The sequence below is a fragment of the Streptococcus sp. XMC genome (assembly GCF_021341835.1).
Classification (GTDB): domain Bacteria; phylum Bacillota; class Bacilli; order Lactobacillales; family Streptococcaceae; genus Streptococcus.
In genome coordinates, this window is sequence record NZ_JAJTNQ010000001.1 from 205,920 (window position 1) to 218,599 (window position 12,680).

A 12,680-nucleotide genomic window follows, 5' to 3' on the forward strand; every position below is an offset into this window, starting at 1 on the left:
CATGGGAAAAGAACAATTTTTGACTGTCCCTAATCGTTTGGGGCATCATACTAGCAAGTGGAAGGAGTCAGAGCAAGATCCAGAACTTCTTCCTGCTTGGATTGCAGATATGGATTTTGAATCCTTGCCTGCGGTTCGACAAGCCATTCGAAATTACGCGGATCAATTAGTCTACGGCTACACCTATCCTAGTGAAGAGCTTTACCGAGCTGTTCAGGAGTGGGAAAAGTCAGAGCATGGATATGTGTTTGAGAAGGAAGCCATTGTCTTTATGGAGGGTGTGGTTCCGTCTATTTCAACGGCTATTCAGGCTTTCACTAAGGAAGGCGAGGCTGTTCTCATCAATACGCCAGTCTATCCACCCTTTGCCCGTAGTGTCCGCCTCAATCAACGCAAATTAGTGACCAATTCCTTAGTAGAAGTGGATGGACTCTTCCAAATTGATTTTGAGCAATTGGAAAAAGACTTTGTGGAGCACCAAGTCAAGCTCTACATCCTGTGCAATCCTCATAACCCAGGCGGTCGCGTCTGGGAACGAGAAGTCCTAGAAAAGATTGGTCGCCTCTGTCAAAAATATGGGGTCTTGCTTGTTTCAGATGAAATTCACCAAGACTTGGCGCTATTTGGAAATCGGCACGTATGTTTTAATACAGTAGATCCAAGCTTTAAGGAGTTCACCCTTGTCTTATCGAGTGCGACCAAAACCTTCAACATCGCAGGGACAAAAAATTCCTATGCCATCATCGAAAATGATGCACTAAGGAAATCCTTCCAAGCTCGGCAGTTGCGAAACAATCAACATGAAATTTCTGCCCTTGGCTTTATCGCCACCGAAGTCGCCTATCAGAATGGAAAAGCTTGGTTAGAGGACTTAAAGGAAGTCTTGGAAGAAAATATCAACTACACTGTAGAAGTTTTGCGTGAGCAGACAGACATTGATGTGATGAAACCGCAAGGGACCTATCTACTCTGGCTTGATTTTTCCGCCTACGGTTTGTCAGAGGAAGAACTCCATGCTCGACTTCATGACCAGGCCAAGGTCATTCTCAATAAAGGGACAGACTTTGGAGTAGAAGGGAAGCAACATGCCCGTTTGAATGTGGCAGCTCCGAAAACCCTAGTCCAAGAGATTGTCGATCGCATCGTAACAAATTTTCCTAAAAAAGGTTGATTTTAAGGGTTGACTTTTCTATAGGGGAGGAGTATACTCAAGGGGAATAACGGTAGGTGAGGCTACCACAAGGATACGGATGACTACCGCAAAGCAGTGGAGACACTACTCGTTGGTCAACAGTCCTGATCGCAAAGGTCAAGACTAAGCTCATTTCATTGCCTTGCGGAGCTAAAGCTTGGACGGTCTATTTTTTGAGAATTTTTATTAAAAAATAAACGACGAGTTTAATGAGTCCTACCTGTAAAAGGGGAGGGCTCTTTTCTTATGCTTAAGAAGCCTCTCACCTGTCAAGTAGAAAAGGAGAACACTATGATACAAATCGACGATCATCCCGAACCGCACATAGCCAGCCAATCGCTGATTTGTGTCATCGGGACTCTATAAGCGTTTGGCTCCTGATTTAAAAGGAGATTCCAATGCAAACAACAAAAGAAAGACTCATTGCTGCATTGCAAGATGCAGAAACAAGAACCTTAGCAACCTATCAATCTAGCTGGTCTGGCTTGACGGAAGACCAAGTAGAGGAGAACCGGGATAACTATGGAGAAAATGTCCTCACAAAGGGGCAAGATGATTCTATCTGGAAACGGATTGTTGAATCCATCATCAATCCCTTCACAGTCATCTTACTGCTCATTGCCTTTGTTTCTTTGGTGACCAATGTTTGGTTAGCCAAACCAGGTGAGGAAGATCCAACGACCTCTCTCATCATCGTCGTACTCGTTCTTCTCTCTGGAGGGATTCGCTTTATCCAAGAATTGCGAAGTGACAAGGCTGCTAGCAACCTTTCTCGCATGATTGTCAATACAGCAACAGTGATTCGAGAAGGCAAAGAAGAAGAAATTCCCATTGATGAGATCGTTGTGGGAGACCTGATTAAATTGAGTGCAGGCGACATGATCCCAGCGGATGTGGTCTTGTTAGATTCTCGAGACTTCTTCGTTCAACAGTCTGGTTTGACTGGAGAGAGCGATGCTGTCGAAAAAGTCTGCTTGAAAAAAGCGACTGGCCAAAATCTGGATAGTCTTTTGGAGAGTGAAAGTCTAGCTTTCATGGGGACCAACGTTATCTCAGGTCGAGCAACAGCCTTGGTCTTGGTCGTTGGGGATGAAACCATGATGGGAGCGATTGAGCAAACCATCAATACTTATGATGAACCAACCTCTTTTGAACGAGAAATGAACACCATCTCTTGGTTGTTGATCCGACTCATGATGGTCATGGTACCCATCGTCTTCTTTATCAATGGTTTGACAGATGGGGACTGGCTGGAAGCAGGGGTCTTTGCCCTTAGTGTAGGGGTGGGCTTGACTCCAGAAATGCTCCCAATGATTATCACAGCTAGCTTGGCCAAGGGTTCCATTATCATGGCCAAAGAAAAGGTGGTCATCAAAAAGCTCAACGCTATTCAAGATCTAGGCGCTATTGATATCCTCTGTACGGACAAGACAGGAACCTTGACCCAAGATGAGATTGTACTCGAATACCCCCTCGACATTCGTGGGGACTTGGATTTGTTTGTCCTTCGTCGGGCCTATCTCAATTCTTACTTCCAAACCGGCCTCAAAAACTTAATGGATCGCGCTATTATCAGCCGGACAGAAAGAGAAGCTAAGAAACATGAGATTGTCAGAGGCTTGGACCAAAGCTTCCAAAAAATTGATGAATTGCCTTTTGACTTTGAACGCCGGCGGATGAGTGTCATTGTCAAAGATGAGGTGGGGATCGTGAGCATGGTCACCAAGGGAGCCTTGGAAGAAATGCTAGCAGTCTCTAACTATGTAGAATACAAGGATGAGATTATCCCCCTAACAGACCAAGTGCGGGAAGACGTCTTGGCAGAGGTGACTCAGCTGAATGAACAAGGTTTGCGCGTGCTAGGGGTTAGTTACAAATCAAATCTTGAGGAAGGCTATGCCTTTGAAGTGGCAGATGAAGCAGACATGATCTTGACGGGCTACCTAGCCTTCTTAGATCCACCAAAACCATCTGCAGCACCAGCCATCAATACCCTTGCGGAATACGGAGTTGCTACTAAAATCCTTACGGGTGATAATGAGAAAGTGACCCAAGCGGTTTGTGAAAAGGTGGGACTGGATGTTGACCGCATTTTGCTGGGTAGCGATATCGACAGTCTCTCTGATTCAGACTTGGCCCAAGCAGTAGAAATCACCACCGTTTTTGCAAAATTATCTCCAGATCAAAAAGCACGCATTATCTTGCAACTCAAAGCAAATGGCCACAAGGTCGGATATATGGGAGATGGGATCAACGATGCTCCTTCTATGAAAGTGGCAGATGTGGGAATTTCGGTTGATACAGCTGTCGATATTGCCAAAGAAACAGCAGATGTTATCCTTCTGGATAAAGACTTGATGGTCCTCGAAAAAGGCTTGGTAGAAGGCCGCAAGGTTTATGCCAATATGACCAAGTACATCAAGATGACCGTTTCTTCGAATTTCGGGAATATCTTCTCCCTTCTCTTTGCTAGTATTTTCCTTCCTTTCCTTCCAATGGCCCCTATCCATCTCATCGTTTTGAACTTGGTTTATGACCTTTCCTGTATCGCCTTGCCTTTTGACCGAGTGGATAAGGACTTCTTGAAGAAACCTCGGATTTGGGAAGCAAAATCCATTACCCGCTTTATGGCCTGGTTTGGTCCTATTTCCTCTGTCTTTGACATCTTGACCTTTATCACTCTCTACTTTATCATCGTACCCATGATTACAGGATATGGCTATGTCCATGGAGCAGAAAGTGCGGGACTCTTCATCATGCTCTTTCAAACTGGCTGGTTCATTGAGTCCATGTGGTCCCAAACTATGGTCATCTATATGCTCCGCTCTCCAAAATTGCCTTTTGTTCAAAGCCGGCCAGCTCTTGCTGTTATGGCAACGACTCTATTGGGAGCACTCTTGGTTACCTTCTTACCATATGGCCCATTGGCTTCCTTGTTAAAAGTAGCGCCACTGAATAGTCTTTACTTCCTATTACTGGCGGGAATCCTCTTCCTTTATATGGCAAGTGTCACCCTGGTCAAACACTATTATATTGGCAAGTACAAAGAGTGGCTATAAGCTAGTCATTAAAATAAGAAAAGAAAAGGTTTGCATATTTGTAGGCCTTTTTCTTCCTTTTTGATATAATAAGATGAATATAGAGAAAGAAGGAACCACAATGGGAAAACTTGAAGTTATTAAACATCCACTGATTCAGCATAAATTGTCTATTTTGCGTCGAACTGATACCTCTACAAAGGCTTTTCGTGAATTAGTAGATGAAATTGCTATGTTGATGGGATACGAAGTTTTGCGCGAGCTTCCTCTTGAAGATGTAGAAATCGAAACACCGATCACAAAAACAATTCAAAAACAAATTGCTGGTAAAAAACTAGCAATTGTCCCAATCCTTCGTGCGGGAATCGGGATGGTAGACGGACTCTTGAGTTTAGTACCAGCTGCCAAAGTTGGGCATATCGGAATGTACCGTGATGAAGAAACCTTGAAACCAGTTGAGTACTTGGTGAAGTTACCAGAGGATATTGACCAACGTCAAATCTTTGTGGTAGACCCAATGTTGGCGACTGGGGGCTCTGCAATCTTAGCGGTGGACTCATTGAAGAAACGTGGCGCAAGCCATATTAAGTTTGTCTGCCTAGTTGCGGCACCAGAAGGTGTGGAAGCTCTTCAAACAGCCCATCCTGATGTAGAAATCTTTGCAGCAGCCTTGGATGAACGCCTTAACGAAAATGGCTATATCGTTCCAGGTTTGGGAGATGCTGGAGACCGCTTGTTTGGTACCAAATAAGCGCCTATCCAATCCTTCTTTGGGAAAGTAAAAATTTGACCTTTGTTGACCAATGGGATATAATAACTTTTATAAAGAATGGAAGGAGAGCTAGACTCTCGAATCAACCGGATGAAACTCCTGAGATGGTGCCGGTTATAATGGATAAAAGGAGATGAATGAATGATTCCAGTAGTTATTGAACAAACCAGTCGTGGCGAACGCTCATACGACATATACTCACGCCTCTTAAAAGACCGTATTATTATGGTTACAGGACCAGTAGAAGACCAAATGGCCAATTCGATTATTGCCCAATTGCTCTTCTTAGATGCCCAAGATAATACCAAAGACATCTATATGTATATCAATACGCCAGGAGGCTCTGTCTCTGCAGGGTTGGCTATCGTCGATACCATGAACTTTATCAAATCAGACGTCCAAACCATTGTCATGGGGATGGCAGCTTCAATGGGGACTGTGATTGCATCAAGCGGTGCCAAAGGCAAACGCTTCATGTTGCCAAATGCGGAGTACATGATCCACCAACCAATGGGTGGTACTGGTGGCGGTACCCAACAAACGGATATGGCCATTGCAGCAGAACACTTGTTGAAAACACGTCACAGATTGGAAAAAATCTTGGCAGAAAATTCAGGGCAAACCATCAAGAAAATCCACGCTGATGCTGAACGGGATAACTGGATGACTGCAGAAGAAACCTTAGCTTATGGTTTCATCGATGAAATCATGGCCAACAACAATCTTGGATAAGGAATCCTTGTCACTAGGTCCCTCTCCTATCATAGGAGAGGTTTTTTAGTCCTCTTTTCACTTTCTAGAAAAAGATAGTATTTTTACTAGAAATTTGCTATACTTGTAACAGAAGCAGAAAGGGATTGTGTATGTTTGAGAAGCAGGCTAGAACAGGCTTAATTGTTAAATTGTATTATAATCGAGATGCAAAGAAATTAAAGGATATTGGAGATGTAATCTATCATTCCAAAAAAATGCGCTATGTACAGGTCTATGTCGATAGTCCTCAAGTCCTTGAAATCATGCAGCAATTAAAAAAAGAGCGCTTTGTAAAGAAGGTCCAAATCTGCCATATTCAAGAATTGGATCGTGATTTTGTAGGAAGTTTGCACCGTCAACAAGATGAAACACAAGTAGAAAACGCAATCATTTAAAGGATTGCGTTTTTTATGTTGACAATTTTCTGATAATTCGGTATATTCTTAATATCTATTTATTTTAAGAATTATTTAAGGAGATTATCACAAATGAAGAATAAATTTGCTCTTTCATTTTTAACAATTGCAAGTGTCGCTCTTCTTGCTGCTTGTGGTGAAGTGTCAACTTCAGGTTCAAACACAACTGGTAACGAAATCGGCAAAGAACTAAAAATCGGTTTTAACTTTGAAAAAACTGGTGAAGTAGCAGCCTATGGTAGTGCTGAACAAAAAGGTGCTCAATTAGCAGTTGATGAAATCAATGATAATGGTGGAGCTGATGGTAAGAAGATTGTTGTTACAGACAAAGATAACAAATCTGAAACAGCTGAAGCAGCTACAATCACTACAAACCTTGTCACTCAATCAAAAGTGAACGCTCTTGTAGGACCTGCAACTTCAGGTGCCACTGCCGCAGCGGTTGCGAATGCTGGTAAAGCAGGTGTTCCATTGGTAACACCATCAGCAACACAAGATAATTTGACAAAAGGTCAAGATTTCCTTTTCCGTGCAACCTTCATCGATAGCTTCCAAGGACAAATCATTGCTAAATATACAACGGATAATTTGAAAGCGAAGAAAGTTGTTCTTTACTACGATAACTCATCTGACTATGCAAAAGGGATTGCTGAAGCCTTTAAGAAATCTTATAAAGGTGAAATCGTAGCGACAGAAACTTTCCAATCTAAGGATACAGACTTCCAAGCTGCTCTTACAAAAATCAAAGACAAAGACTTCGATGCCATTGTCCTTCCAGGGTACTACACTGAAACTGGTAAGATCGTAAACCAAGCACGTGGTATGGGAATCAAACAACCAATTATCGGTGGTGATGGATTTAGTGATGCCAAGTTCGTTGAACAAGCAACACCTGCTGCAGCTACAGACATTTACTACGTAGCTGGATTCTCTACTGAAGGTGAAATGACTGATAAAGCCAAGAAATTCGTAGAAGCTTATAAAGCGAAATACAACGAAGAACCTTCAATGTTTGCGGCTTTGGCATATGATTCAGTTTACATGATTGCGGAAGCATCTAAAGGTGCTAAGAACTCTGTCGAATTGAAAGACAACCTTGCGAAGTTGAAAGACTTGGAAGGTGTTACTGGTACAATGTCTATTGACAAAGACCATAATCCGGTTAAATCTGCACTTATGATTGGCTTAAAAGATGGTAAAGTTGAGTCAGTCGAGTCGGTTAAACCTTAATTATCATTTGCTGTTTGTACAAGAGGCTGGGAGAATGAAAATTCCTGGCCTCGCTCTTTATTGTTAGAAAGGATGGTTCAAATGCTCCAGCAATTAGTGAACGGTCTAATCTTGGGAAGTGTCTATGCACTCTTGGCCCTTGGTTATACCATGGTGTATGGAATTATCAAATTGATCAACTTTGCCCATGGGGACATCTACATGGTAGGTGCCTTTATGGGATATTTCTTATTGAACTCATTGAAAGTTAACTTCTTTGTAGCCTTGCTACTAGCTATGGTTGGGACAGCTATTTTAGGGGTTGTGATTGAGTACCTGGCTTATCGTCCGCTTCGTCATTCAACTCGGATTGCAGCCTTGATCACAGCCATCGGGGTTTCCTTCTTGCTCCAATATGGGATGGTCTTCTTTGTAGGGGCCAATACCCGTTCCTTCCCGCAAGTCATTGAAATCGTTCGTTACAATTTTGGTCCTATTTCGATCTCCAATATTCAGTTGATGATCTTGGGAGTGTCTGTTTTCTTGATGCTCGCTCTTCAATTTATTGTCCAAAAGACAAAGATGGGGAAAGCTATGCGTGCCGTTTCTGTTGATAGCGATGCAGCTCAATTGATGGGGATTAACGTAAACCGGACCATCAGCTTTACCTTTGCTTTGGGATCAGCCCTGGCGGGTGCTGGTGGGGTTTTAATCGGTTTGTATTACAACTCGATCGAACCTTTGATGGGGATAACACCAGGGATCAAAGCCTTTGTTGCAGCCGTTCTTGGAGGAATCGGGATCATTCCAGGTGCGGCCCTAGGTGGATTTGTCATCGGTTTGTTGGAAACCTTCGCTACAGCGATCGGTCTTTCAGACTTCCGTGATGCCATTGTGTATGCTATCTTGATTGTGATCTTGCTGATCCGTCCAGCAGGTATCCTCGGTAAAAATGTGAAAGAGAAGGTGTAAGCCATGAAACAAAATTTAAAAGTGAATATAGTCTGGCTTGGTCTTTTGGTCGCAGGTTTTGCCTTGATCCAAGTCTTGGTTGCAGCAGGTGTGCTCAACCTCTTCTATATCCAAATTTTGGAACAAATCGGGATTAACATCATCCTTGCGGTTGGTTTGAACCTCATCGTTGGTTTTTCAGGTCAATTCTCACTCGGACATGCCGGATTTATGGCAATTGGTGCCTACTCTGCAGCCATTCTCGGTTCCAAATCACCAACCTACGGTGCTTTTTTTGGAGCGATGGTTTTAGGTGCTTTGATTGCTGGTGTCGTTGCCTTGATCGTTGGGGTTCCAACCCTTCGGTTAAAAGGGGACTACCTAGCGATTGCGACACTTGGAGTTTCTGAAATTATCCGGATCTTGATCGTCAATGGTGGTACCCTAACAAATGGAGCCGCTGGGATCCTTGGTTTGCCAGCCTTTACAACCTGGCAATTGGTTTACCTCTTTGTCGTGATTACAACTATCTTTACGATTAACTTCTTACGCAGTCCAATTGGACGCTCTACCCTTTCTGTTCGTGAAGATGAAATCGCAGCAGAATCTGTTGGGATCAATACGACCAAAGTCAAAGTCATCGCCTTTGTATTTGGTGCGATCACAGCGGCCATTGCTGGATCTCTTCAAGCCGGCTTTATCGGTTCTGTTGTTCCGAAAGATTACTCTTTCACCAATACCATTAATGTCTTGATCATTGTCGTTTTCGGTGGTTTGGGATCGATGTCAGGAACAGTTGTGGCAGCCATCGTCTTGGGAATCTTGAACATGGTGCTTCAAGATTTCTCAAGCGTACGTATGATCATTTACTCATTAGCTTTGATTCTCGTAATGATCTTCCGTCCAGGTGGTCTTCTTGGAACATGGGAATTTAGCTTGAAAAAACTACTCTCAAAAAAGGAGGCTAACTAATGGCACTTCTTGAAGTAAAAAATTTAACAAAAAACTTTGGTGGTTTGACAGCTGTTGGGGATGTGACCATGGAACTCAATGAAGGGGAATTGGTTGGTTTGATCGGACCCAACGGTGCCGGTAAAACAACCCTCTTCAACCTCCTAACAGGGGTATATGAGCCAAGTGAAGGGACCATTACCTTAGATGGGCAGTTACTTAATGGTAAAGCACCATATAAAATCGCTGCTGGTGGTCTTGGACGGACCTTTCAAAACATTCGTCTCTTTAAAGATTTGAGCGTTTTGGACAATGTCTTGATTGCCTTTGCCAATCACCACAAACCACATGTTTTTGCTAGTCTTTTCCGTTTGCCAAGCTATTACAAAAATGAAGAAGACTTGAAAGCTAAAGCCCTCGAGTTGTTAGCAATATTTGGTTTGGAAAAGGAAGCAGCTACCTTGGCTAAGAACTTAGCTTATGGACAACAACGTCACTTAGAGATCGTTCGTGCCCTTGCAACAGAGCCGAAGATCCTCTTCTTGGATGAGCCTGCTGCAGGGATGAATCCCCAAGAAACTGCAGAATTAACCCAACTGATCCGTCGCATTCAAAAAGAATTTAATATTACGATTATGCTAATCGAGCACGATATGAGCTTGGTCATGGAAGTAACAGAACGGATTTATGTATTGGAATATGGTCGCTTGATTGCCCATGGTACACCAGATGAAATCAAGACCAACAAACGCGTAATCGAAGCATATCTAGGAGGTGAAGCCTAATGTCTATGTTAAAAGTTGAAAATCTTTCTGTACACTATGGCATGATCCAGGCTGTCCGTGATGTCAGCTTCGAAGTCAATGAAGGGGAAGTTGTTTCCTTGATCGGTGCCAATGGCGCTGGGAAAACATCTATTCTTCGTACCATTTCAGGTTTGGTGCGTCCAAGTGATGGGAAAATCGAGTTTTTAGGTCAGGAGATTCAAAAGGTTCCGGCTCAAAAAATTGTAGCTGCTGGACTCTCTCAAGTTCCAGAAGGTCGCCACGTCTTTCCAGGCTTGACCGTTATGGAAAACTTGGAAATGGGAGCTTTCTTGAAAAAAGATCGAGAAGAAAATCAAGCTAACTTGAAGAAAGTCTTCTCACGTTTCCCACGTTTGGAAGAACGGAAGAACCAAGATGCAGCCACCCTATCTGGTGGGGAACAACAAATGCTAGCAATGGGTCGTGCCCTCATGTCGACGCCAAAACTCTTGCTTCTGGATGAACCTTCCATGGGATTGGCCCCAATCTTTATCCAGGAAATCTTTGATATCATCCAAGATATTCAAAAACAAGGAACAACGGTTCTCTTGATTGAGCAAAATGCCAACAAGGCCCTTTCTATCGCAGACCGTGGTTATGTTTTGGAAACAGGGAAAGTTGTTCTGTCCGGAACAGGAAAAGAACTCTTAGCCTCAGAAGAAGTCCGCAAGGCCTACCTTGGTGGATAAGATTTATAAAGTTTGTTTGAAGCATAAAAAGAAAGGACGAAAGGCCTTTCTTTTTTTCACCTCTCTTGTTTGATTTTTCTAAATTTTGAAAACAAGAGAAAACTGCTGAAAGCGTTTGAAATACCACTAAAAATCAAGTATAATAAAACTAAGAAAAGCATAGGAGAACTTGTTATGGCTGTTAAAGATTTTATGACCCGTAAAGTGGTTTATATTAGTCCAGATACGACAATTGCCCATGCGGCAGATTTGATGAGGGAACAAGGCTTGCACCGTTTGCCGGTTATTGAAAATGATAAATTGGTTGGCTTGGTGACAGAAGGTACCATTGCGGAAGCTAGTCCATCTAAAGCAACTAGCTTGTCTATTTTTGAGATGAACTACCTGTTGAACAAGACCAAGGTCAAAGATGTCATGCTTCGTGATGTCATTACTGTCTCAAAATTTGCCAGCCTAGAAGATGCGACCTATCTCATGTATAAGAACAAGGTGGGCATTCTTCCGGTCGTGGACAATGACCAAGTATCCGGTGTCATCACGGACCGTGATATTTTCCGTGCCTTCCTTGAAGTATCCGGTTATGGAGAAGAAGGAGTTCGCGTTCGCTTTGTGACAGAAGATAAGGTTGGTGTTCTTGAAAAAATCATCCATTTGATCGTAGAAGAAGGGTTGAATATCTCCAATACGGTCAATATTCCAACCAAGGATGATCGTGTGGTTATTGAAGTTCAGATTGATGGCATTACCGATACGGAAGTCATCAAGAAGAAATTTGAAGAAAATGGTATTCGTGTGGATGAAATTAGTCGCACAGCTGCAAAAGCCTTCTAAAATAAAATAGCCTGAGATATTCTCAGGCTATTTGTTTGTATTAGCGAGCAATGGGTTGCTTGTTGGTATCTAATGTAAATCCTTCTCCTAGGATTTCGTGGGCTTCTGTAATGGTAATGAAGGCAAATGGATCAATTTTATTAATCAAGTCTTTCATTTGTTTCATTTCATTCCGAGAGACTACGCAGTAGATAATTTTCATTTCTTGTTGGCTATAATAGCCCATGCCGTTCATGAATGTGACCCCTCGGCCCAAATCAGTCGTGATTTGTTTGGCAATTTCATCCGGTTTGGAAGTTACCACGAGGAATCCTTTCCCTGCAAAGCCTCCTTCACCAACGATATCAATGACGACGGTGTCAATCAGGATAAAGAGGAGGGTGTAGGCCGCAATTCGGAAGTCCTTAAAGACGATCAAAACAGTTGTCAAGACGATGGCATCCACAATCAACATGAGGCGTCCCATGGAAAGCGTCGTGTACTTGTTAAAGATACGCGCAACAATATCGGTTCCACCTGTAGTGCCTCCAGCGTTGAAGATAATCCCCAGTCCAGTTCCAAGGATAACCCCTGATCCAATACAGGCTAGGAGGATGTCTCCATCAAGAGCCGTAAAGATTGCATTCTGAAGTTGATGACTTCTGGGGATCAGCTCGAAGATGGCCATCCAAGTAGAGACCGAAAAAGTTCCAATCAAACTGAGATAGAGAGATCGGAGCCCCAGTAATTTCCAGGCCAGGAAAAAGAGGGGGATATTGATCGCCAAGTTCATGACCGAAACGGGAATTTTAAAGAGGTAGTAGGTGATCAAGGTAATCCCTGTAGCCCCTCCCTCATAAAAGTGAAATGGAATGACTAAAAAGAAGATTCCAAAAGAAAAAATGCCAGCCCCAAAAATAATGGCCAGAATATTTTTTGCCTTAAACATGCTCGTTCTCCTATTCATTTTTCACCATACATTTTACCAAAAAAAATGAAAAATAGGAAATAGTTTTCATCAATTTTCACGAATTCGGACAGGATTTTTACCCCTATTTTTGGTAAAATAAAAAGAAGTGATGCATGATAGAGA

The 12,680-nt window shown here is 42.8% G+C and carries 12 protein-coding genes and 1 riboswitch; of the genes, 11 read left to right on the top strand and 1 reads right to left on the bottom strand.

Features of this window, described 5'->3' with window-relative positions; all coding sequences use genetic code 11:
• Nucleotide 1: 1 nt before the first annotated feature.
• From LXO72_RS00940 to LXO72_RS00990, 11 genes are all read left to right on the top strand, one after another.
• A complete protein-coding gene (locus LXO72_RS00940; protein ID WP_233331266.1) occupies nt 2–1,171 on the top strand; it encodes a MalY/PatB family protein in 1,170 nt (389 codons plus the stop codon).
• A 41-nt stretch (nt 1,172–1,212) separates the two neighbouring features.
• A riboswitch (M-box (ykoK) riboswitch) is annotated at nt 1,213–1,367 on the top strand.
• 223 nt (nt 1,368–1,590) lie between these two features.
• The gene (mgtA, locus tag LXO72_RS00945; RefSeq protein ID WP_233331267.1) at nt 1,591–4,251 is read left to right on the top strand and encodes a magnesium-translocating P-type ATPase; all 2,661 of its coding nucleotides are present in this window, start codon (nt 1,591–1,593) and stop codon (nt 4,249–4,251) included.
• 100 nt (nt 4,252–4,351) lie between these two features.
• Nucleotides 4,352–4,981, top strand: a complete 630-nt coding sequence (upp, locus tag LXO72_RS00950) for a uracil phosphoribosyltransferase (protein ID WP_233331268.1) — start codon at nt 4,352–4,354, stop codon at nt 4,979–4,981.
• A gap of 162 nt (nt 4,982–5,143) precedes the next feature.
• The gene (locus LXO72_RS00955) at nt 5,144–5,734 is read left to right on the top strand and encodes an ATP-dependent Clp protease proteolytic subunit (protein WP_023024046.1); all 591 of its coding nucleotides are present in this window, start codon (nt 5,144–5,146) and stop codon (nt 5,732–5,734) included.
• A gap of 131 nt (nt 5,735–5,865) precedes the next feature.
• Nucleotides 5,866–6,150: a DUF2129 domain-containing protein gene (locus LXO72_RS00960; RefSeq protein WP_233331269.1), complete on the top strand. Its 285-nt coding sequence runs from the start codon at nt 5,866–5,868 to the stop codon at nt 6,148–6,150.
• Nucleotides 6,151–6,243: 93 nt separating this feature from the next.
• The gene (locus LXO72_RS00965) at nt 6,244–7,401 is read left to right on the top strand and encodes an ABC transporter substrate-binding protein (protein ID WP_233331270.1); all 1,158 of its coding nucleotides are present in this window, start codon (nt 6,244–6,246) and stop codon (nt 7,399–7,401) included.
• A gap of 81 nt (nt 7,402–7,482) precedes the next feature.
• Nucleotides 7,483–8,352, top strand: a complete 870-nt coding sequence (locus tag LXO72_RS00970; protein WP_233331271.1) for a branched-chain amino acid ABC transporter permease — start codon at nt 7,483–7,485, stop codon at nt 8,350–8,352.
• A gap of 3 nt (nt 8,353–8,355) precedes the next feature.
• On the top strand, nt 8,356–9,303 hold the full coding sequence (locus tag LXO72_RS00975; RefSeq protein ID WP_205011637.1) for a branched-chain amino acid ABC transporter permease: 948 nt from the start codon (nt 8,356–8,358) through the stop codon (nt 9,301–9,303).
• Complete coding sequence (locus LXO72_RS00980; protein WP_233331272.1) at nt 9,303–10,067, top strand: ABC transporter ATP-binding protein; 765 nt, start codon at nt 9,303–9,305, stop codon at nt 10,065–10,067. Before LXO72_RS00975 ends, LXO72_RS00980 begins: the two co-directional genes overlap by 1 nt.
• Nucleotides 10,067–10,777 (top strand): ABC transporter ATP-binding protein, encoded by a 711-nt coding sequence (locus tag LXO72_RS00985; protein ID WP_233331273.1) that lies wholly within the window; start codon nt 10,067–10,069, stop codon nt 10,775–10,777. Before LXO72_RS00980 ends, LXO72_RS00985 begins: the two co-directional genes overlap by 1 nt.
• 174 nt (nt 10,778–10,951) lie before the next feature.
• Nucleotides 10,952–11,608: a CBS domain-containing protein gene (locus LXO72_RS00990; RefSeq protein WP_233331274.1), complete on the top strand. Its 657-nt coding sequence runs from the start codon at nt 10,952–10,954 to the stop codon at nt 11,606–11,608.
• Nucleotides 11,609–11,648: 40 nt separating this feature from the next.
• Here the strand turns inward: LXO72_RS00990 and LXO72_RS00995 are convergent, their stop codons facing one another.
• On the bottom strand, nt 11,649–12,536 hold the full coding sequence (locus LXO72_RS00995; protein ID WP_233331275.1) for a YitT family protein: 888 nt from the start codon (nt 12,534–12,536) through the stop codon (nt 11,649–11,651).
• Nucleotides 12,537–12,680 lie beyond the last annotated feature (144 nt).